The organism is Tenacibaculum sp. AWR4_210 (assembly GCF_056160945.1).
In genome coordinates, this window is the sequence record NZ_JBSWYF010000012.1 from 15,334 (window position 1) to 36,702 (window position 21,369).

Consider the following 21,369-nt stretch of genomic DNA (forward strand, 5'->3'; position numbering starts at 1 on the left):
GCAATACAAATTATAAAACAAACAAAACCACAACAATCCTGCTGTGGCTTTATCTTTATTATTTTTAAAAGTTAATTTCTGTATTGCTTACTCATACTCGGTACCAGTTACAAACTGGCGGGAATGGTGTTAGTTTTTGACACAACCCAATTTAGTTATAAATAAGCTCTTGTTTTGAAACTAATTTTACTGACCCTGAATTTGAATTGAACATATATACATAGCTAACTCCAAAATCAGGTCTATTTGAATAATCAAAAGCTTTCTTACTCTCAAAAATCTCAGCAAAAAATATACTGTCTTGTATTTCAGAAAAAAATATTTGAACAATCCCACATTTTTTGATGTTTAATTTCTGAAGTTCTATATTTCTTAAATTCTCATTATCTCCATTATTAGCTATCTCCTCTAATGTTATTGGATTAATAGAATTCAGTTCTTTTTTAAAAAAATTAGCTAACTTGGAGTATGTTATAATTTCATCAGATACATGATACTTTTTTCTATTTTTTGTTATTGATTTATATTCTTTGCTATCTAATATAACATTCAAAGACTCTCCATATGTATCAATTTCAGTAGATTTTTGATTAGTAAATATTAAAGTTATTATTGCTACGAAAAAAAACTTAATGTTCATATTACAAATATATTATATTTAAATAGTTATTCTTTTAGTTCTTCTTACTGATCTACCCTTTCTACTAGTTGTTCGATATCTAAAATTAACATATTTACTTGAGCCTGATTGAATGGTTTTAATATCTCAGGCTTTTTCTGCGATTGGGCAAAATTAAAAAGAAGCAGACCTCCTTTGGGTATATTCTTATGTTACCAAAAAACATTGATAAACAAACCTGTAATTTCGTGAGTTTTCAAACTTTCCAAATTGTCCATAGATTCCCTAACAAAACCACCTTAAAAAATGATTTCTATGTTTTCAAAACAATAGAAAGCTATTTGTTTTTTTCTTCATTCCTATATTCCTTCCTTTTTACAAGGATTCCTTTTTTATTATGCTTTTCTACCTTTCTAATACTACCATTCGGATAATAAAAAAATTAACTTCTCCTTCGGTTTTCCTTAATTATTGAATAGCCGCAGTAACTCTTCTATTTTAAGTAACTCTGCTAGTTCCAGCAATTTTTCTGATAAAAATACACAAAGTACTCCAAGATTAAAGGCAATACCAATGTTTAGCTTCTGGCTCGAAAAACGAGAAACTTTCTTGAAAAGTACAAAACCACGATATGGCTTTTGTAGTTTTGTTAAATAAAGTTCTTTAATCATATCTTTTACTCGTTACAGACTGAAGGAAGAAGATGAAACTTGCTGACTATTGGTCAATTTTCACAGTTTGAGGTTCTATTTTTCCATTAACTAAATAGTTCATATTTATTACAGCTAATAAAATTATTGGCGCTCGATAAACTATTTTTTTTAAAATTTTTGTCCTCTGTTGCCTCAATCACTTTATGAAGTAAGATTAAATCATCATTTCCTTTAAGTTCCATTTCACCAAAGATCTGATGCTGTTCTAAAAGATCTGAATCAATGTTCTTGTTCTTTACTAACAACTTATACGGACATAATTGAAAAATAGAATATAAATTGTTGTAATTCATCTCGAATTTAGATTCTTCGAGTAATTTATTTATCTTTTCTAGTGCTAATTTTTTGTCACTCTCCTTTAATTTTGAAAAAAAATCAAAAAATGAATTCTTTTTTGTGTTTTTCAATAATTTGTCATCTATAAGCACTTTTTCTACTTCTAGCATCAAATCATAAAAACTTACTTCGTTCTTAATTCCATAAAAACTCTCAACACTAGCTGAATATGCCTCATTAACACAGTTCATTAATTCCATCTCCACTTTTTTATCTTGTGTCGAACATGATAAGAAGAACAGAATCATAATTAAAAAATATTTATTCATCATTTTTTGAAAAACGGTTTAAATTCCCAATATGAATGGAATTAATAACATAATTACATGGAGGACGAAAAACAAGTACCCTCCAATTCTACTATAAAAGATTGATTTGTCAATTTCAAAATTTGATTCTCCTAACTTGCAATTTATAAAATGAGAAAATAATATTAACAAAAGAGCTATTATTACCGTTATTAAAACACTATTTTTATTCTTGAATAGATTATTGTATTTATAATTGCTATTCGTAGCTACACTTATTAAAAAAAGGAAAAAACTACTTCAATTTCTTAAAGTAGTTTTCCATAAAAAAATCTAAAATTAATTCTTATTTCTTTTTAGTAGTAAACATCCGAAGGTTGGAAGATGATTCATTTATCAATGATATAGAAAAAGGCTCTTTAGTGTTAAATATTCTTATCTCATCATCTTTTGTACCTGTATATAAAATCAAAACATCTCCCTTTTGGACAATTTTATAAATTAAAACACCACTTTCAGACGTATTTCTAAAATCAATGTAAGAAACCCTCCCATTTGAGTCCTCAAAAATAATATTATCGTCTTTCTTCAATTCAATGATAAAATAAATCAATAATATTACAATTAAGACTCTACTAAACTTTAGCTCTAGTGATCTAATTCCCATATTTTTAACTAGCAACCTTAACTTTTGATACATTACTTTTTTTTACTCGTTATTTATTAAAATTTATATGCTGAATGACTTTTATATTTCTCAGAGAATCTGTCAATTTTCTAAACCTTTCTGCAGCTGTGGCATAATATCTCTATTGACAGGCTATAACACTCTCTTCAAGAACCTACCCAAAAAACTTACTACCAACAACCTAACTCTACACAATACTATTCTATTCCCAATAGAAGAAATGTTGTTATTGGACCTGTAATGTTCCATTCCAAAAGGACTAGTAGTTACTTTATCTCATCAACTACCTAAACTAGTTTTCCCTCATTTTATTGAATAACCACAGCAATTCTTTTATTTGAAGTAACTTTCCCAATTCCGGCAATTTTCAAGTAAAAATACACAAAATTTTCTCAGAATAAAGGAAATATTGTTGTTCATCCTCTAGCTTTAAAAACGAGAAACTTTCTTAAAAACAAACAAAACCACAACAGCTCTACTGTGGGTTTATCTTCATTATTTTAAAAAGCTAGCCACTAGAAAGGATTCTAGAGAGACCAGATATATCTTTAGCGTTTAGGTTTATGACCGTAAGCATTTGCACAGACTAAGAAATAGCAAGTGAAGAAATGAAATTGCGGTGCGATAGCACAATAGCATAGAATTTCGAAAACGAGCGGTACGCAGTAATTTCCTTGTTTGGACTTGATTTTTTGTTTCGTTTTGTATCGAAGACAAAATGAAAATTATAGTAATTAAAAGTACTTTTATTCTTGTTAAACAATACAAGTTATAAAACAAAAAAAACCACAACAGTACTGCAATAGTTTCATCTTTATTACTATAAAATTCAATTTCTAATTACTTACTCATTACCTCCATTAGAATTCTCTTTAGTGGGATCGGATATCTTTTCGGCTTATAAGCTTATGACGGTAAGCATTTGTGCAAACTAAGAAATAGCGAGTGAAGAAATGAAATTGCGGTGCGGTAGCACAAGAGCATGGAATTTCGAAATCGAGCGGTACGCAGTAATTTCCTTGTTTGGACTTGATTTTATGCTTCCTTTTGTATCTAAGATAAAAGGAAAATAATAGTATTTAAAAATACTTTATTCTTGTTAAGCAATACAAGTTATGAAGCAAACATTACTTTAACATTCTCGCCCCATCTGAGGGAACTTGAAAAATGATTGAAGTACATTCTACTCATATTTCGCGTTATGAACGTAATTTAACTTCTCCAACTATTGAAATGGCTAATAAAATTACTAATGCTTTAAAAATAAGTTTAGATTACCTTGTAGGTAATACCAATTTAGAACTTGACACAGAGACTTTAAAACGAGTAGAGGATATTGCTAAATTGTCTAATGATAATAAAAAGCATCTCTATATTCTTTTAGATGCGCTTATTCCTGATTTTAAAACTAAAGAAGCTTATTCATAAAACAAAAACAACGTTATATAATTATTATATAACGTTGTTTATAATTTATCTAATTCTTAGGATTCTCTTATTTGATAAAAGGAAACATTTTCTTCTTCCTTATTATTAAGTTTCCTGGAAAAAAAACCTCTAACTCACTGAAAACAAGACATGATACATTTACTACTTGATCAGTGTTTAAAAAAAATTTAATAAAATGGTATTTTCCAAAAAACAACCAATCCGTTCTCTTATCATAAGCAGGAGGAGTTAACCATAATTCTATTTTTTTTATATCTTTTATCTCAAACTCTATAGATTTTCCTTCTTTGGTATAAATATATAAGTTATCATTTTTTTTTAAAGTCACTCCGATACTATTTCTTTTATGATTATCATATAAAAGCAACACAGGAAGTGCAAAAATTATACACCAACTTAAAAAGAAAGCTAACAAAACCAATAAATTAGATTCTAAATTTTTATCACCATCTATTCTCATTAAAATTAATATTGTAATTAAACCTATTGAGAATGATGATAAAAGAATATTATAGAAATATTTTTTTTTACTTTTTTTATTTAATTTAAAAATCATAATCTAGTTAACTGTAAATTAACGTGGTATCCATCCACCTCCTGTTGGCATAGTTATAGAAATATCTGCTTTAATATAATTCCAGATCTTACCAAATTCATACCATTTTGTATTAGCTCTTGTAGGGTTAAGCTTTTTCAACTCTTTGTTAGCTCTTTCAAAGTCTTTGTATATCATATTACCGACATAAAAGACACCACCTACTAAAATACCTGCGGGTCCTCCATAAGCAAACCCTGCATACATACTAGCTCCAGTACCTACCATATTGAAAGCATAACGACCTCCCGACATTTCTCCATTAATAACTTGCTTTGTGCTAACAAAAGTCGTAACTGCATGACCAATAGGTCCAAGAGGTTTTAGTACACCTCCAACAAACTTCAATGCCTTAAACGGAACTTTAACTCTAGCTACCCATCGCCCAATCAATCTTCCTGCTTTATCATAAACAGGAATTATTGAAATCACTGTAGACTGTTTTAAGTAAGGTATAGTACTATTAGTTGAATTAATACCTAACTTTAATAATGCCCAATCAAAATCGGCTGTACCATCATGATAAGTGTATTGGTCTCCTTTTTTATATTTTTTGCTAGGATCTTCTTTACCAACAATAGATAAACCATTTTTAGAACCATCCCAATTATCAATATCCGTAACCATATAAACGTTATTATCCCCATCATCTCTATGATCAACAACTCTACCACTTGGATCAATAAACGTAGAGGCTATAACCTCAGAATCAGCTCCAGAAGGATCAGAAAAAATAATAGGATTATTATCAAAGGCATTATAAGTCGACTTTGAATGATGAGTTACAGGGTCTATAGAAGTCCATCTTGCAATAGCTGGATCGTATTGGCGCATATCCATCTCCAATAGATTCAACCCAAGAGATTCTTCTAACTCTATTCCATTATACCCAAACTTCTGTGCCGTATTATTTCCTAAGGCTGAGACGTTGTTATTATATCCTTTGTGTTTAAGTCCAAACGGATAGTAATTAGCTTCCTCTACAATCTCGGAATTAGCTGTTATCACTCCATCCTTATTCGCATCAGTATACGTCAAACGGACATTCCCTAAATGATCCTTGTATTGATATACATAAGTAAACAATCCATTTGTCTTTTTAAAATAACCTTCAGGTTGAGCTCCGAACTGAAATTCATTGTTTTTATATACATAACTCCCCACATAGGAATGCTTGGTAACCGTTCCTTGATCAGTTACCTGCTTCTGAATTTTTACACCAGAAGCATCGTAAATATAGTGTATTTTCTTGGTATTCGCATTATTAAACATTACTTCTGTAGGTAGATTTAAATGGTTGTACTTAATACTGGTAATCCCTTTGTTGGCATCAGAAAGCATATTTCCATTAACATCATAGCTATAATCAGCCCCAGTTTGAGTACCATCCTTAAATCCAATAGTTTTGTTGGCGCTGTCCGTTACCTTACTTAGCTTATTCCCTTCATCGTAAGCATAGGTTAAATTATCCATCACACCAAAACTGGTCGCATTGGTATTGGTATGTCCCTTACGAAGTAAATTCAAAATATTTCCATTTTTATCATAGCTAATGCCCGAAACATTGTACTTATCGTCTCCTAAGCCGGTAGCACTTACAATTCTATTTAAAGCATCGTAATTATAATGATAGCTACGTTTGGTTTTATCCTGACTCAGGGTCGACCAGCTCGTTTGACTGATGTTTCCATTAAATAACTTTGTTCCTGTTGTATTGGTATTATAAGCGATCTCGAAATTAAACAGATCGTTATCTACCTTATTATCTTCGTTAATTTTTCGGAGCCACCCACGTATATTATAGCTGTAATCTACTGTTTGTAAGGCCTGTGATTTACCTCCCACCTTCTTCGTTTTTAACTGCCCTAAAGCATCATACACATTGGTTACTAAGGTTTCTGCTTCCTGGTTATTGATTTGCTGTACCTGCTTTAGCAAACGTCCTGCATGATCGTATTCAAACACGTCCTCGGTTACAATGACCGCTTGCCCTTGCCTTTGATGCGTCGTTTTAGACTTCTTAGTTTTTCCAATAAAATCCAAAGCGGTCTCGACGATATCCGTGGTTTGTAAAAAATTATTGTGAGCATAAGCATATAATGGCCTCGCTTTTTCATCATAACAAGTAACACTGGTTATCCAGTATGAATTTTCAAGAGTTTCCGTATCTAGTATACGCGTTTTTGTCACCGTTGCTAAGCCTTGTACTCTTGTAGTTACCTGCTGACTGTAAACCTGTGTAGGCAATGCTATCCCTTCCAATACCTGATGATAGCTATCATAATATGCAATGGTCAACAACTTTGTGTTACTAACTGGAAAATGAGCATTCGTATAAAACATTCCCAATGCGTTTTTGGTTGAAGTTCGTGTCTCATAATTATGATTCGCTGCAGTATGTGTAGCATCCCAGTGGGCCTGCATCGCTACCTGGGTTAAGGCTGTAGTATGTTGGTAACTACCGGTATAAACAACCCTACCCAACACATCATACTTGGTAAACAACCATTGATGCTTATTACGCTGTAAGGCATCTTGAGTCATTACTGGGCGATCCAAACTATCATAAATCACATACTCCCAGTCCTTCCCTGGGATCTTTTTCTTTACCAAACGGTTGCGGTAATCGTAAATATATTGGTAGCCTAATGCATCTAATCCTGTTTTCACATCTGTTAAGGTACCTGTACCCGCATTCATTTTAGGACTCAAAACATAGGTCAAATTCCCATAATCATCATATATATAATAAGTATCGTGAGGTATGAACCGATCTACTATAGCATCTGCTGTAGGTGCTTCCAAATAGGTTCTTTTTAACAAAACCTGTCCTTGCTTATTTTTAAATTCCTCGGTAGTATGTAATTTTGATGAGGTACCTGAATGGTTTTCATCTTTTACCACATTTTTTGTCAAGGTTCCTGCAGCATAAAAGCTCGTCCCTCCTGTTAAGCTTGGTGTATATACCTTATTCGCTAAAGTTAAACTCACTCCAAACAACCGTACTTCATCAGCTTTATTGGTCCCGTACTCCATTTCTATTTCATGACCACTCCCCATGCGCCATTCCTGTCCTGGGGCAGCCTGCTTTAACACTCGCGATAAAGGAGAATTCTCTAACTCTTTTTTCGAATAAGCTGTAATATTGTTTATATCGGTAACTCCAGCAAAATCTTCGGGATAGGCATTTTTATAATAGGTTTGGGTCGCTACCTTTGCTCCTACCTGTATGCTACCTGTAGCCGAACTCGCAGCATAGGGTAAAAACTCCACTACTTGGCGTCCGTAATCATCGTACTCCACATGGGTAACAATATCCTTTTGGCTCGGCGATTGACCAATGGCAATGCTTTGCTTGGTTCTTCCCAATCCATCCAAATACACCACCTGATCGATTACTGATTGATTTTTAGTAATCGTTGGAGAAGTCGTTGCCTCCTGAAAAACTCGCGTAAAAACGTAATTCTCATTACTTAAATTGATCGGGGTATAAACTTGATCTACAATCGTAGCTTTAAACGTTGCTCCTGATTTGATCCAGGTTGTCGGTAAAAAGGTTATACTCTGAGTTGCTTTTAGCGAGTCTTTTACCGTCACCGTATAATTGGACTTCACCAAATTATCCGGAATTTGTTGCGCAAATACTACTCCCGATATCAGGAATAGCAAATTCAATAGTTTTTTCATAGCGCTTAGTTTTTATAGTTGTATTTATGCTCCTTTAATATGTTTCCTTGACTGTCTTTTACGTATTGAAGTCTGTTATACGCGTCGTAGTGATAGGTCATTTTTTGTCCTCTCGGATCAGTTATCGTTGAAACCCCTACCAATGGAATATAGGTATATGAACTCACTTGTGCTGTTGGCAAATTAGCACGTAATTTCGTCATCACTTCCTGCAATCCCGCCTCATCCATCGTTTGTAAATACCCCAAGTTATCTGTACTTTGTTTTCCTAAAGCAGTCATCACTTGTGCATAGCTTGCATTTTCAACTTTAGCAATAGGCTGGGTATAATCATACCCCCATAAGTAGGTAATACGCGTCCCGTCTTGTTTACTTACTTCTCTGGGATTTCCTTTACTATCATAAGAATGGAAAGTCATTCTATTTTCCAATGTAGACGTTCCTTTAGAAATTTGAATTAGTTCTGGTAATATCAGTGACCCAAAAGACTTGTAATTGGTACGTTGTACAGATAATTTTTGTCCGTTTTTATAGGTCTCTACTTGAAGAGGTATTGCATGTTGATGCCTTCTCACCAATTCATCTACTGCCTGAGAGGCCGAAGTATTCAATCCTGAAAGCTGGGCCTTATCACCTGGATAAAACATTTTAGAAATAATTGTACCTCCTTTGCTATCTCTTGTTTCCGTTCTGCTTAACTGTAAATGTTGAACGTTGTCATAAAAATAATTTACAACATTTGTAATTGGGTTTTCACCGTTAACATCGTAAAGTGTTTCCGTCTTTTTATTCAAATAATGCCAATACGAGTATGTTTTATACTTATAGATATGTAAATTTCTTATTAGAGAAGAATAAGAAACTAACTCACCCTCTCTTCTGTTGTAGCAAGGATTCACCGAATACCTTACTATAAGATTATGACTTCCAAATGCATGACATTTCATATTCCCAACAGTAAGCGGTCCCTTGTTATTTTGACCAGGACTAAACAAGGTTACAGGGTCTAAAAGACCTCCTGTTGAAATTTCATGTGTATGATTCGTCAGACATTGCCATATCGGTTTTCCTGGATAGGCCACATCTGTTGCACTACATTTGTAAGTAGGGGTCGCAGGTCGTGTTCCCACAAAATTATACGCCTCAGAAACACTGTAATTTGAAATTTCTGAAACAGTTCTATCAAGCTTATAATCATTTACAACTTCCTTTATCGTTTTTGGAAGAGCATTCGGAGCCGAAGGTTTTGACAAAAACTTTACGCTTTTCTCTAAACCGTGATCCCATCCGAAATTTGTAAAGTTAGACATAGCTCTGTCCTCTCCTAGTAACGTTTCTCCAGGACGATTTCTATGAATAATAAACTTATGCTCTTTTCCTCCTATCTCAAAATTGTCACCTCCGTAACTTACAAAAACCTTGCTATAATAGACATTACTACTTCCTGAATTAACTATAGGAAAGGTCCCTGAAGTATTCAAGATAGAAAAACCTTGAGACCTATAAGAGGGTGCCAGGCCAGTCATCAATTTGTACTGCGTATAATAAGAAACATGGCCTAAACCAGCACGAGTTGCATCCCCTGAAGATTGGTCTTTTTGTTCCAACGACTTAAAATAATAATACCTTTTACTTGTTAACTTCTGTGAGTCAGAATCATAACTTTGAACCCTAGCAATTCTATTTCCTCCCGTAGGTAAATTTTTAAAGCTACCTATCGTTTTCGTTGCCTTTGCTATAACATTCGCTGTAATACACTTAGAAGAATCTCCATTCGGATCTCTTAGAACTACAACTTTATACGTTTTAGCTGGCTGTATAAAAGCCTGCTCATTAAGGTTCGTGTCATTTGTAAACACTTTCTGATAAACTACCTTTTCTGATCCTCCCGTGATCTCATATATTTTTACTATGGCCGAAGCCTTAATCTTAGGGAAATCCAAGCAGCCTTCTGCGGTATTAACATATCCAGAAACCTGACCTGTTAGCGTTACAGGTACTAATTGCCCGAGAGGTAATTGATAATCTTTTAAGTCAAGAATTCCACTACTATGAGTATTCGGTCCTCTTTTTGATGCCAATGCAGTTATATACACATCTTTACTTTCGGTTCCATAATAATCATTACCTTCGTATTCAAACTTCGTAAATCCTTTAGTCGGAAATGTTATTTTATTTAAGAGACCTATTTTTGAAAACGATGCATCTGGTCTCCTATCTGCTAAATTAGTTATGTGTTTTTTAAATACAGGGTAAGCATCACCTAAATCAGGAAGTAAAATTCCTCCACTAGATAAATTACCGACTCCTTTTCCATTATAAAATCCCCAATAATCCTGACTAATAGCAAACCTCTTCGGGAATCGGTGCATATTTTCATAATCAAAAGCGTATTTTTTCGCAGTGTTTTTCATTGACACACTTTCCAAAAAAACTCTTTTATTACTCGTAAAGGTATAATTCAAATTAGCTTCTTCTATACTTTTACCTCCTTCATCTAAAAGACGAATTCGTTTTACTAACATGAAATTCAATATTCCTGCAGGGTGGGTTAAAGAATTATCAAATACCACCTTCCCTCTACTAGCATTATTACTACTAATTTCTATTAAGCGTTTGGATTGTACACGATGAACCGTTTCACAAGTAGAAACTCCTGTGGTCACAGGAAACTCCGAATCTCCTAAAGGATAAGAAGTTGCCAATTTTAAACTTTGAGTATAATTTGAGGTATAGGTATATTCATCATTTTTATCATCATATCGAAAATAAACCTCATCTCCTTTCGGATGCGTTATCTTTGTCAAATACCATGACGTGGTGTACCCTTGTTCTGGAGGTGAAACCACTCCATTATCACAGCGACTTTTTGCATATGTCCTTTCTTGTGCGTTAAATTCGTATTGTACACCGTCTTCTGTAGTTAATTTAAAGTTATTTCTCCCTAGGCTGAAATCTCTCTCAATCCTTAAGTTCGTATGAGGAACGGTTCTATAAACCCCTTCATTATCCATAACGATCTTTCCTGACCTTCCTTGGATATTATAAGAGAACAAATCCGACTCTGAGTCTATATAATCTTTTTTCCCTGAATTGTATAGAAAAGATACAATCTCAGGCTTTACGTTAATAGTAGGCTCATCAATAGAAGGTTGCTTATTCAAAGCCGCTATCGGTAACAAATCAACTCTGTTAATTTCCTCAATCGGGTGCATTCTTCTGTAATTCTCATCTTCCTTTCCTTTAACTATTCTGGAAATAACTCCACCAACAGTTAAACTCCAGCCCAATCCGACATTCGAACTCATTTGGTCCACCTTAATTCCATTGGAACTATAGTCTAAACTAATCGGCACTTGGATATTTTTTGTTCCATAAACAGTAATCGGAACGTTTACCATTGGGGTTCCTGTATACAGTCCTACAGGAAATTCTCCGTATTTGGTCATTTCAAAAGCAGTTGGCGATGGTGGTACTAACTTCGGTAAATCCGCACTTGGCTTTACTCCATTATCTTGCCCATATCCCAACAATGCATACCCTAGCATTACAGCAATGCTTAGCACTCTTGTTTTCATAAATAAAATGTGATTTTAGCAATTATTAATTTTTCATATACGCAGTTGCAAAGATATATTTTTTATCAAATACACCAGCACCGACCACTTATTTTTTTCTTTTTTCTTCTTTAAGCCAACTGTTTACAAGGACTCCTCTGCTATTAACCTTTTTTTTTCATAAAATGTTTGGATATCTAAAATATATTTTAAAGATTTGTCACAAACAAATAAACGACAGTATATCATGTTACAAAACGTATGGCAAGGTTTCTATTTTTACTTTTACTTTTTTAGTAAGAGGAGAGACTTTATACCGTATTGTTAACTAGCATCAAAATAATATAAACTATAAAGTCTCGATTACATCGAGGCTTTTTTTTTGCTTTAAAAATGAGAAAAATAGCCATTCAAGGAATCAGAGGTAGCAACCACCATATCGTTGCCAATAAATACTACGGAACAGACATCGCCCTCAACGAGTGCTTGTCGTTTGACGCATTGACAGACAGTCTGTTGCAAGGACATGCTGACGAAGCCGTTATGGCCATCGAAAACACCATCGCAGGCTCTATTATTCCGAATTACGCCTTGATTGACAAGCACAACTTGCACATTGCCGGTGAGTATTACCTGCCTATACACCACCACCTTATGGCACTGCCCAACCAAAATATGGAGGCTATTAAGGAAGTGTGTTCACACCCCATGGCCCTTTTGCAATGCAAGGAATTCTTTAAGCAATACCCCTTTATCAAACTCGTAGAAGACGTTGATACCTCAGCTGTGGCAAAAACAATCAGTGAGCAACAGCTCCCAGGTGTGGCTGCCATTGCCCCAAAAATTGCCGCAGACATCTTTGGTTTGGAAGTGCTCGAAGACGAAATTCAAACCATGAAGGACAACGAAACACGCTTCGTAATTTTAAAAACCGAAGCTCCTGAAAATGGCATCGACCAAATTGACAAGGCTTCCTTGCGATTTGAGCTCGACCACAAACGCGGGAGCTTGGCTACTGTGTTAAATATTATGAGCGATTGTAAATTAAACCTAACAAAAATTCAATCGCTTCCCATTATAGAAACCCCTTGGAAGTACGCGTTTTTCGTAGACGTTACTTTTCAAGAATATCAAGATTACCAAAAGGCCAAATCCGTACTAGAGATTATGGCCAACAATTTTAAAATATTAGGAGAATACAAAAACGGACGATTATGATCACTTTTGCAAATCGCTTAAACACCGTTCAGGAGTACTACTTTTCTAAAAAGCTAAAAGAAGTACGCAGCCTTGCTGCCCAAGGTCATCCCATTATTAATATGGGAATCGGGAGCCCTGACCTCCCTCCACCCCCAAACGTATTACAGGCCATACAAAACAGTCTGTACGAAACTGGCGCGCATAAGTATCAGAGCTATCAAGGCCTACCAGAATTCAGAGCAGCTGTAGCCCGTTTTTACCAAGATCACTACGGCGTTGACATTGATCCAGCATCCGAAGTGCTCCCCCTAATGGGAAGCAAAGAAGGCATCATGCATATATCATTAGCCTTCTTGAACGAAGGAGATGGTGTTTTGATTCCGAACCCCGGATACCCAACCTATAGTTCCGTAACCAATTTAGTAGGAGCCGAAGCAATTTTTTACGAACTCGATGCAGCAAACCAATGGCAGCCTAATTTCGAAGCCTTGGAGCAACTCGATTTGAGTAAGATAAAACTCATGTGGGTAAACTATCCGCACATGCCTACAGGCTCACAGCCCGTTACTGCGACCTATGAAAAGCTGATCGCCTTTGGTAAAAAACATCAAATCGTCATCGTCAATGACAATCCGTACAGCTTCATTTTAAACGAAACCCCCAGGAGTATTTTGGAAGTTCCCTGTGCTAAAGACATCGCCCTAGAACTAAACTCTTTGAGTAAATCGTTTAACATGGCAGGCTGGCGCGTAGGGAAACTGCTCGGAAGCGCTCATTTTTTAAACGAAGTACTCAAGGTAAAAACCCAAATGGACTCGGGCATGTTTTACGGAATTCAAAAAGGAGCCATCGAAGCCCTCAATTTAAAGCAACAGTGGTTTGACGAGCAAAATGAAATTTACGCGCGACGACAACGACGAATATTCCAGTTAGCAGACATCTTAGACTGCAACTATCAAAACGATGCTACCGGCATGTTTGTTTGGGCTCGTTTGCCCAAAGGAAAAACTTCGGAAAAAACAGTAGATGAGCTGCTCTATGACAAGCACATTTTTGTAGCTCCCGGAACTGTATTTGGTAGTCAAGGGGAAGGCTATATCCGCTTTTCACTGTGCGTACCCGAAGAAAAAATTAACGAAGCAATACAACGATTTTAAATGAACGTATTTATCATAGGATTAGGATTAATTGGAGGGAGCTTGGCGTTGGATATACGACGTGAATTTAAACAAGCACAACTATTTGGCATCGATACTAACGAGGAACACGTGTCGCAAGCGTTGGAACTCGGTATTATTGACAGCGCTGCCAGCATGGACGATTTAAACAAAGCCACCATCGTTATCGTTTCGGTACCTGTCGACATTTCTATTCGCGTATGCCAACAGGTATTGGATATGGTCAACGACCATGCCTTGGTGCTCGATGTCGGATCGACCAAAGAGGCCATATGCGATGCCTTGGCATCCCATCCAAAACGACGTAATTTCCTGGCAACTCACCCAATCGCGGGAACAGAGTTTTCAGGACCAAAAGCCGCATTGGAACACCTCTACCAAGGAAAAACCAACATCATTTGTGAGGTTGAAAAAACAGCTTTCAAATTGCAAGAGCGCGCCTTAGAAGTCTTTGCCAAAATTGGTATGCGCATTCGTTATATGGATGCGAAATCGCACGACAAACACATCGCCTACGTTTCTCACTTGTCGCATATCAGCTCATTTATGTTGGGAAAAACAGTAATCGAAAAAGAGAAAAATGAGCGCGATATTTTTGATATGGCAGGCAGTGGTTTTGCCTCTACCGTTCGCTTGGCAAAAAGTTCGCCCGCCATGTGGGCCCCCATTTTTAAGCAAAACAAAGGTAATGTCCTCGAAACACTAGAAGAGTACATTCAAAATCTACAACAATTTAGAGAATTAATGCTTCGCGATGATTTCGAAGAGATCTTTCGCGAAATGGAAAATACAAATCATATAAAACAAATATTAAACGGTATTCTACAAGAAGCCTAACAACAACAAGAGTATGGAAAATACAAAAGAATTAAGAACCTGGTTAAACGACATGCAATTATCTCACCCTTTAGTAATTGCGGGTCCCTGTAGTGCAGAAACAGAAGAGCAAGTCTTAAAAATTGCCCATGAGCTTAAAGACTCGGATGTAAATTACTACCGCGCAGGAATCTGGAAGCCTAGAACGCGACCAGGAAACTTTGAAGGTGTGGGGGCTTTAGGGCTCAAGTGGCTACAGAAGGTAAAGGAAGAAACAGGAATGAAAACCTGTACCGAAGTTGCCAATGCAACTCACGTAAAATTAGCCATTGAGCACGATGTTGACTTATTGTGGATCGGTGCCCGTTCAACCGTTAGTCCATTTATCATGCAAGAACTCGCTGATGCATTGGAAGGTACCGATAAAATTGTACTGGTAAAAAACCCGGTAAATCCAGATTTAGCTTTGTGGTTAGGAGGAATTGAACGCTTGTATTCCGCAAATATCAAGAAACTAGGAGCTATTCACCGTGGATTCTCGACCTACGAAAAATCGAAATACCGAAATATTCCGGAGTGGCAGTTGGCCATCGAGTTCCAAAACCGCTTTCCCGACTTACCTTTAATTTGTGATCCTTCGCATATTACGGGGAAAAGAGACATGGTTTTTGACGTTTCACAAATGGCCCTCGATTTAAATTTCGATGGTTTGATGATTGAAACGCATCTCGACCCAGACAATGCGTGGAGTGATGCCGCTCAGCAAGTAACTCCTGATACCTTAAAACAAATGATGATCGATTTACGCGTGAGAAAAGAAACCACTTCCGATAAGAGCTACCGCGAATCTCTCGAAAATTTGAGAGCACAAATTAACGTCGTAGATAACCAACTCATTGATATACTCGGTAAACGTATGAAAATAGCCGATAAAATCGGAGCCCTAAAGAAGGAGAAAAACGTGGCCGTATTACAATCAAAACGATGGAACGAAATTTTAGGAAACATGATTTTAGAGGGAGAAGATAGAGGCTTGAGTGAAGAATTTGTATTGAAAATGTTCAAAGCCATCCACCAAGAGAGTATCAATCACCAAGAAAAAATTATCAAAGGCTAAGACAAAGCTACCTTCGGGTAGCTTTTTTTACACCGCTACATTTTGTACTTTGCAGTTACCAAACTCACTTAAAATGAAGCCTATTAATACCATTGACGATGTCATCCGTGAATTGGAGTATATCGTACAATACGCCATAGACCACAACAGTACCACGGGTTACTTTGCCGCGTTGTATTTAAAGGTTACCAAAAAGGTAAAACAGGGCATTGCTGAAGGTTTTTTTGAAGACGGCCCTCGGATGGAAAAACTCGATGTCATTTTTGCCAAACGCTATATTGAAGCTTACCACCAATTTCGAAACGGCAAAACTCCCAGTATGGCTTGGACCAGAGCCTTTGCTTTAACAGATACCTTTTGGCCCATAGTACTGCAGCACCTGCTCGTAGGAATGAATGCCCATATCAATCTCGACCTAGGCATTGCTGCTGCCGAAGTGCAACGAGGAAAACCCATGGATGATTTATATACCGACTTCAACCGCATCAATCAAATTTTATCGTCACTAGTTACCGATGTAGAACGAGATTTGAGCAGTATCTGGCCCTTCTTAGCAAAGCTTTTGCGTTGGACGCGACACTTCGACAATTTCTTAATCGACTTTAGCATGGAACTAGCCAGAGATGGCGCCTGGAAATTTGCCGTAGCACTGGCCGACACCCCTGAAAAACAGCAACCGAAATTCATTGCTACCAGAGATGAAAAAGTAGCCAAAAAAGCTGAGATTATCACCCAGCCCGGATGGATAGTTAGGCTTTTGTTCGCCATTATTAGGCTCGGAGAAAAAGGCAGTGTTGCTCAAAAAATTCAAGATCTAAACTCCTAGAAAATTCGCGTTCGAGATTCAATTTTTATTCTCATCTTTGTTATATGATTGGAACCGTATACAAGTCTACCGGAAGTTGGTATTGGGTGATGAGTGAAAATACCTTGTACAAATGTAGAATCAAAGGAAAATTTAGAATCAAAGGTATCAAAAGTACCAACCCTATTGCCGTAGGCGATATTGTCAGTTTTGATATGGAAACCAAAACCGACGATGAAACGGGGGTAATTACCAAAATTCACGATCGCAAAAATTACATCGTTCGCAAATCGGTAAACCTATCCAAGCAAACGCATATTATTGCGGCAAATATCGACCAGGTGTTTTTGTTAATTACCATTGACAACCCACCTACCCTAACTACCTTTATTGACAGATTTCTGGTTACAGCAGAAGCGTATTCTGTTGATGTAGTCTTGGTTTTCAATAAAATTGATACTTATGAAATTGAGCAAAAGGCCGAAATTCTCTACCTGCGCGATATTTATGAGGCTATAGGATATACCTGTATTGAAGTATCTGCCTTGGAAGAAAAGAACATCGATACTATCAAAGGACTCATGACCTCAAAAGTGAGCATGTTTGCCGGCCATTCAGGTGTAGGAAAAACGACCTTGGTCAATGCCATTGAACCTGGGCTCAATTTAAAAACCAAAGAAATATCTGAACAACACAAGCAAGGACAGCACACGACCACCTTTGCTGAAATGTTCGAATTGAGTTTCGATGCCAGAATTATCGATACTCCTGGAATCAAAGGTTTTGGTGTAGTCGATATGGATAAAGATGAGTTGGGAGACTATTTCCCCGAATTTTTTGCCCTTAAACAACATTGTAAATTCAACAATTGCATTCACCTTAACGAACCTCATTGCGCTGTTAAAGAAGCGCTAGAAAACGAAGAAATTTCTTGGTCTCGCTACAAGAGCTACCTGCAAATATTAGAAGGAGAAGAAGAAAATTACCGAACAGATATCTGGAAATAACCCACTTTATGAAAGCTGTTATTCAACGCGTTAGTGAAGCTAGCGTAACCATTGACCACAATCGTGTTGCCGAAATCAAAGAAGGCTTGTTAATCCTTTTAGGTATCGTTGCTACTGACGAAGTAGACGATATAAATTGGTTAGCCAAAAAAATTGTAAACCTGCGTATTTTTAACGATGCTGAAGGAGTTATGAACACCGCCATCAATGCCACGAATGGTGATATCATTGTGGTGAGCCAGTTTACCTTACACGCCTCGACCAAAAAGGGAAACCGACCGAGCTATATCAAAGCGGCAAAACCGCCTGTCGCCATTCCGCTATACGAAGCTTTTGTAAAACAATTAGAACACGAATTGGGTAAACCTGTACAAACGGGTGAATTTGGAGCCGATATGAAAGTAGCCCTTTTAAACGACGGCCCAGTAACGATTATCATCGACACCAAAAACAAAGAATAATGCAATGGCTTTTATTAACATACATAGCCATAACCTTGTTAATAACTCCGAAACGACTACCCTCTTTAATTGTTTTCCTCCGAGTGAGCTCCCCAACAACGATTTTTCTGTTGGAATCCACCCTTGGTACGTACATCCACAACAGTGGGAGCAACAACTGCTGTCCATTTCACAACGATTAAAACATCCTCAGTGTTTGGCTTTGGGTGAATGCGGACTCGATCCGTTCGCAGATGCGCCTTTAGCACTGCAAGAACGCGTTTTTATCGCCCAGGTGCAACTTTCCGAAACTCATCAAAAGCCACTGATTATACACTGTGTCAAAGCCTTCCCGCGGTTGTTAGCACTTAAAAAACAGCTGCGTCCGCAACAAACTTGGATTGTACATGGGTTTACTAAAAGTGAACAATTAGCCATGACGTTGTTGCAACACGGCTGCTACCTTTCGTTCGGTGCAGCGCTATACCACCATCCAAAACTACAAGAATTCCTTCCTCGTATTCCCCTCGATAAGATCTTTTTAGAAACTGATGCCAGCACCTATACTATTCAAAACATTTACGCTAGATTTGCCGAGCTAAAAAATGAAAGTATTTCATTGATTGAGGCAGAAATATCTAAAAATTTTAAACGAGTATTTTCTTTATGAGTTGGTTAGAAAGAACAGAATTATTAGTGCAGGAAGAAGGACTTCAAAAAATTAAAGACGCCAATATACTAGTCGTCGGACTAGGAGGTGTAGGTTCCTTTGCAGCAGAGTTTATAGCCAGAGCAGGCGTTCAAAAAATGACCATCGTAGACGGCGATGTTTTTGACCCTACAAACATTAACAGACAGTTACCCGCCTTACACAGTACGGTCGGTAAGTCAAAAGCACAAACGGTGGCAGCCCGCCTACGCGACATCAACCCTACTATCGAATTGGAAGTGATTGAAGAATTTTTATCGCCAGAACGCGCGTACGAAATCATGGATCCAAAATTCAATTACGCCCTCGATTGTATCGATAGCATCACACCGAAACTCAACCTGATGATCGCCGCTAGGAGGAAAAAAGTAAAGCTCGTGAGCTCTATGGGGGCTGGGGGAAAACTCGACGCCAGCAAAATCAAAATCAAAGACATCAGTAAAACCAAACACTGTACCATGGCAAGAGTACTGCGCAAACGCCTTAAAGAGCACAATATTGACAAGGGAATTCGCGCCGTATACTCTGAAGAAATGCAACGTGCTAATAGCCTAAAGCTCACCGATGGTACCAACTTCAAAAAATCGTTTTACGGAACAATCAGTTATATGCCCGCCGCTTTTGGCTTACAAGCAGCTTCGTATGTAGTTAACAAATTAATAAGCAAAAAATAACTTCCACGGAAACTATATTTTATTTACATTTGTTCTAAATTAGAACAGATCAATCATTAAAACTAATATTATGAAGAAATCGATTTTTGCCATTGCTTTTTTAGCAGTTACTACCATCGCTTGTAAGAGTGAAAAGAACAAAGTAGAAACCAAAGAAGAAGTAAAAGACGTTAAACAAGTTGAAAACGTGATTAACTCTTACAAAGCCAATGTTGCTGAATCAACAATTTCTTGGAAAGGAACCAAACCTACAGGTGCTCACATGGGAACAATCGCTTTGGAAAACGGAGTGTTAGAGATCGAAAATGGCGCTGTAAAAGCCGGTGAGTTCACAGTAAACATGAAGTCTATTGTTTGTACAGACTTAGAGGCTGGTAAAGGTAAAGAAGATTTAGAAGGGCACTTAAAAGCTCCTGATTTCTTCGACGTTGAAAAATTCCCAACCGCTAAATTTGCAATCACAGGATCAGAGGTTAAAGACGGTAAATTACACATCACCGGAAATTTAACGGTAAAAGATGTTGTAAAAAGTATCACTATTCCTGCAACTATTACTGAAGGAGAAGGAACTGTTAACTTTAAAAGTGAAAACTTTAGCATTGACCGTACAGAGTTCGGAATTCAATACAAGTCTAAAAAATTCTTTGATAACTTAAAAGACAAGTTTATCAACGATTTAATTGAATTGTCATTTGATATCAAAGCAAAAAAATAAGCTACGCCTGTCGTACAAAAAAAGAGGTTGTTTTCACAACCTCTTTTTTTTTGACCTCAAGAACTGTCTTTTAGTCTATATATGCTTCTACCTCAAACAAGGTTTTAAAGTGTTTCAAAATTTTATCTTTCACCTCTTGCTCATCTACGGGCCTTCCTAGCTCAACATGCATCGAGGTCACGGCTTTTCCGCGAATTCCGCAAGGAATAATATTGTCAAAATATCCCAAATCGGCATTGACATTCAAGGCAAAACCGTGCATGGTAACCCAACGGCTTGCTCGGATTCCCATCGCACAGATTTTACGTGCAAAAGGAGTACCCACATCCAACCATACTCCTGTTTCGCCATCGCTGCGTTCCGATTCAATTCCGTACTCCGCTAAGGTTAAAATGATCGCTTCCTCTAACAATCGAAGGTATTTGTGTATATCGGTAAAAAAATTCTCAAGGTCTAAAATAGGATAGCCCACGAGCTGCCCTGGGCCGTGGTACGTAATATCTCCACCTCGGTTGATTTTGTAAAAACTAGCGCCCTTGGCTTCTAATTGTGCTTCGTTAAGCAATAGGTTTTGCATGTCTCCGGACTTTCCTAGCGTATACACATGTGGGTGCTCCACCCATAGAAAATGATTAGGCGTCACAATATCGGTATCCCCTGCTCTGCGGGCGCGTTTCATCGCAACGGTCGCATCGAGAAGTTCCGTTTGTAAATCCCAAGTTTCTTTGAAATCTTTATTCCCTAAGTCTTTTAATTTTACTAATTTATTCATACTTTAGCCGTTAACCCCAATTATTATTAAGAAATTCACCAAAT

General features: G+C 36.8%; 19 protein-coding genes. 11 read left to right on the forward strand and 8 right to left on the reverse strand.

The features are described from left to right. Positions 1–151: 151 nt before the first annotated feature. The 4 genes from ACXAG7_RS17745 to ACXAG7_RS17760 all read right to left on the reverse strand — a co-directional run bounded on the left by ACXAG7_RS17745 (position 152) and on the right by ACXAG7_RS17760 (position 2,583). Positions 152–640, reverse strand: coding sequence for a hypothetical protein (locus ACXAG7_RS17745; RefSeq protein ID WP_476667669.1), 489 nt, complete (start codon positions 638–640; stop codon positions 152–154). A gap of 443 nt (positions 641–1,083) precedes the next feature. Then, positions 1,084–1,290: a hypothetical protein gene (locus ACXAG7_RS17750; RefSeq protein ID WP_476667670.1), complete on the reverse strand. Its 207-nt coding sequence runs from the start codon at positions 1,288–1,290 to the stop codon at positions 1,084–1,086. An 86-nt stretch (positions 1,291–1,376) separates the two neighbouring features. Next, positions 1,377–1,868 carry a hypothetical protein gene (locus ACXAG7_RS17755; RefSeq protein ID WP_476667671.1) on the reverse strand — a complete coding sequence of 164 codons (492 nt, stop codon included), beginning with the start codon at positions 1,866–1,868 and terminating at the stop codon, positions 1,377–1,379. Between the two features lie 394 nt (positions 1,869–2,262). Next, positions 2,263–2,583, reverse strand: coding sequence for a hypothetical protein (locus ACXAG7_RS17760; RefSeq protein ID WP_476667672.1), 321 nt, complete (start codon positions 2,581–2,583; stop codon positions 2,263–2,265). Positions 2,584–3,771: 1,188 nt separating this feature from the next. Here ACXAG7_RS17760 and ACXAG7_RS17765 point away from each other — a divergent pair. Continuing rightward, positions 3,772–4,032, forward strand: a complete 261-nt coding sequence (locus ACXAG7_RS17765) for a helix-turn-helix domain-containing protein (RefSeq protein ID WP_476667673.1) — start codon at positions 3,772–3,774, stop codon at positions 4,030–4,032. Positions 4,033–4,099: 67 nt separating this feature from the next. Here ACXAG7_RS17765 and ACXAG7_RS17770 read toward each other — a convergent pair whose 3' ends face one another. From ACXAG7_RS17770 to ACXAG7_RS17780, 3 genes are read right to left on the reverse strand one after another with little or no spacing between them, the layout of a single operon-like run. Next, positions 4,100–4,609, reverse strand: a complete 510-nt coding sequence (locus ACXAG7_RS17770) for a PH domain-containing protein (RefSeq protein WP_476667674.1) — start codon at positions 4,607–4,609, stop codon at positions 4,100–4,102. An 18-nt stretch (positions 4,610–4,627) separates the two neighbouring features. Then, the gene (locus tag ACXAG7_RS17775) at positions 4,628–8,335 is read right to left on the reverse strand and encodes a DUF6443 domain-containing protein (protein WP_476667675.1); all 3,708 of its coding nucleotides are present in this window, start codon (positions 8,333–8,335) and stop codon (positions 4,628–4,630) included. Positions 8,336–8,340: 5 nt separating this feature from the next. After that, positions 8,341–11,913, reverse strand: a complete 3,573-nt coding sequence (locus ACXAG7_RS17780; protein ID WP_476667676.1) for a hypothetical protein — start codon at positions 11,911–11,913, stop codon at positions 8,341–8,343. 372 nt (positions 11,914–12,285) lie between these two features. On the opposite strand from ACXAG7_RS17780, the gene ACXAG7_RS17785 reads away from it, so the two are divergent. From ACXAG7_RS17785 to ACXAG7_RS17830, 10 genes are all read left to right on the forward strand, one after another. After that, entirely contained in the window at positions 12,286–13,110 is an 825-nt protein-coding gene (locus ACXAG7_RS17785) for a prephenate dehydratase (RefSeq protein ID WP_476667677.1), read from the forward strand. Further along, positions 13,107–14,249, forward strand: a complete 1,143-nt coding sequence (locus tag ACXAG7_RS17790; protein ID WP_476667678.1) for a pyridoxal phosphate-dependent aminotransferase — start codon at positions 13,107–13,109, stop codon at positions 14,247–14,249. The genes ACXAG7_RS17785 and ACXAG7_RS17790 overlap by 4 nt, the downstream gene beginning before the upstream one ends. Beyond that, positions 14,250–15,107 (forward strand): prephenate dehydrogenase, encoded by an 858-nt coding sequence (locus tag ACXAG7_RS17795; RefSeq protein ID WP_408042656.1) that lies wholly within the window; start codon positions 14,250–14,252, stop codon positions 15,105–15,107. A gap of 13 nt (positions 15,108–15,120) precedes the next feature. Beyond that, positions 15,121–16,203: a chorismate mutase gene (locus ACXAG7_RS17800; protein WP_476667679.1), complete on the forward strand. Its 1,083-nt coding sequence runs from the start codon at positions 15,121–15,123 to the stop codon at positions 16,201–16,203. A 73-nt stretch (positions 16,204–16,276) separates the two neighbouring features. After that, entirely contained in the window at positions 16,277–17,029 is a 753-nt protein-coding gene (locus tag ACXAG7_RS17805; protein WP_476667680.1) for a DUF5995 family protein, read from the forward strand. A 44-nt stretch (positions 17,030–17,073) separates the two neighbouring features. Beyond that, positions 17,074–18,015, forward strand: a complete 942-nt coding sequence (gene rsgA / locus ACXAG7_RS17810; RefSeq protein WP_408042653.1) for a ribosome small subunit-dependent GTPase A — start codon at positions 17,074–17,076, stop codon at positions 18,013–18,015. An 8-nt stretch (positions 18,016–18,023) separates the two neighbouring features. Then, positions 18,024–18,476, forward strand: a complete 453-nt coding sequence (gene dtd / locus ACXAG7_RS17815) for a D-aminoacyl-tRNA deacylase (RefSeq protein ID WP_408042652.1) — start codon at positions 18,024–18,026, stop codon at positions 18,474–18,476. Between the two features lie 4 nt (positions 18,477–18,480). Beyond that, positions 18,481–19,125 carry a TatD family hydrolase gene (locus ACXAG7_RS17820; RefSeq protein ID WP_476667681.1) on the forward strand — a complete coding sequence of 215 codons (645 nt, stop codon included), beginning with the start codon at positions 18,481–18,483 and terminating at the stop codon, positions 19,123–19,125. After that, positions 19,122–19,838 carry a tRNA threonylcarbamoyladenosine dehydratase gene (locus tag ACXAG7_RS17825; RefSeq protein WP_408042650.1) on the forward strand — a complete coding sequence of 239 codons (717 nt, stop codon included), beginning with the start codon at positions 19,122–19,124 and terminating at the stop codon, positions 19,836–19,838. The genes ACXAG7_RS17820 and ACXAG7_RS17825 overlap by 4 nt, the downstream gene beginning before the upstream one ends. A gap of 70 nt (positions 19,839–19,908) precedes the next feature. Next, positions 19,909–20,553, forward strand: coding sequence for a YceI family protein (locus ACXAG7_RS17830; RefSeq protein ID WP_408042649.1), 645 nt, complete (start codon positions 19,909–19,911; stop codon positions 20,551–20,553). A 70-nt stretch (positions 20,554–20,623) separates the two neighbouring features. On the opposite strand, the gene lipB is transcribed toward ACXAG7_RS17830, so the two are convergent. Beyond that, a complete protein-coding gene (gene lipB, locus ACXAG7_RS17835; protein WP_476667682.1) occupies positions 20,624–21,325 on the reverse strand; it encodes a lipoyl(octanoyl) transferase LipB in 702 nt (233 codons plus the stop codon). Positions 21,326–21,369 lie beyond the last annotated feature (44 nt).

Excerpts from the sequence above, each read along its gene's own strand:
- ACXAG7_RS17830 (WP_408042649.1), top strand. The coding sequence starts at position 19,909 with ATGAAGAAATCGATTTTTGCCATTGCTTTTTTAGCAGTTACTACCATC.
- ACXAG7_RS17760 (WP_476667672.1), bottom strand. The coding sequence starts at position 2,583 with ATGGGAATTAGATCACTAGAGCTAAAGTTTAGTAGAGTCTTAATTGTA.
- ACXAG7_RS17820 (WP_476667681.1), top strand. The coding sequence starts at position 18,481 with ATGGCTTTTATTAACATACATAGCCATAACCTTGTTAATAACTCCGAA.
- ACXAG7_RS17765 (WP_476667673.1), top strand. The coding sequence starts at position 3,772 with ATGATTGAAGTACATTCTACTCATATTTCGCGTTATGAACGTAATTTA.
- ACXAG7_RS17795 (WP_408042656.1), top strand. The coding sequence starts at position 14,250 with ATGAACGTATTTATCATAGGATTAGGATTAATTGGAGGGAGCTTGGCG.
- ACXAG7_RS17775 (WP_476667675.1), bottom strand. The coding sequence starts at position 8,335 with ATGAAAAAACTATTGAATTTGCTATTCCTGATATCGGGAGTAGTATTT.
- ACXAG7_RS17825 (WP_408042650.1), top strand. The coding sequence starts at position 19,122 with ATGAGTTGGTTAGAAAGAACAGAATTATTAGTGCAGGAAGAAGGACTT.
- ACXAG7_RS17745 (WP_476667669.1), bottom strand. The coding sequence starts at position 640 with ATGAACATTAAGTTTTTTTTCGTAGCAATAATAACTTTAATATTTACT.
- ACXAG7_RS17800 (WP_476667679.1), top strand. The coding sequence starts at position 15,121 with ATGGAAAATACAAAAGAATTAAGAACCTGGTTAAACGACATGCAATTA.
- rsgA (WP_408042653.1), top strand. The coding sequence starts at position 17,074 with ATGATTGGAACCGTATACAAGTCTACCGGAAGTTGGTATTGGGTGATG.
- dtd (WP_408042652.1), top strand. The coding sequence starts at position 18,024 with ATGAAAGCTGTTATTCAACGCGTTAGTGAAGCTAGCGTAACCATTGAC.
- lipB (WP_476667682.1), bottom strand. The coding sequence starts at position 21,325 with ATGAATAAATTAGTAAAATTAAAAGACTTAGGGAATAAAGATTTCAAA.
- ACXAG7_RS17790 (WP_476667678.1), top strand. The coding sequence starts at position 13,107 with ATGATCACTTTTGCAAATCGCTTAAACACCGTTCAGGAGTACTACTTT.
- ACXAG7_RS17785 (WP_476667677.1), top strand. The coding sequence starts at position 12,286 with ATGAGAAAAATAGCCATTCAAGGAATCAGAGGTAGCAACCACCATATC.
- ACXAG7_RS17750 (WP_476667670.1), bottom strand. The coding sequence starts at position 1,290 with ATGATTAAAGAACTTTATTTAACAAAACTACAAAAGCCATATCGTGGT.
- ACXAG7_RS17770 (WP_476667674.1), bottom strand. The coding sequence starts at position 4,609 with ATGATTTTTAAATTAAATAAAAAAAGTAAAAAAAAATATTTCTATAAT.
- ACXAG7_RS17780 (WP_476667676.1), bottom strand. The coding sequence starts at position 11,913 with ATGAAAACAAGAGTGCTAAGCATTGCTGTAATGCTAGGGTATGCATTG.
- ACXAG7_RS17755 (WP_476667671.1), bottom strand. The coding sequence starts at position 1,868 with ATGGAATTAATGAACTGTGTTAATGAGGCATATTCAGCTAGTGTTGAG.
- ACXAG7_RS17805 (WP_476667680.1), top strand. The coding sequence starts at position 16,277 with ATGAAGCCTATTAATACCATTGACGATGTCATCCGTGAATTGGAGTAT.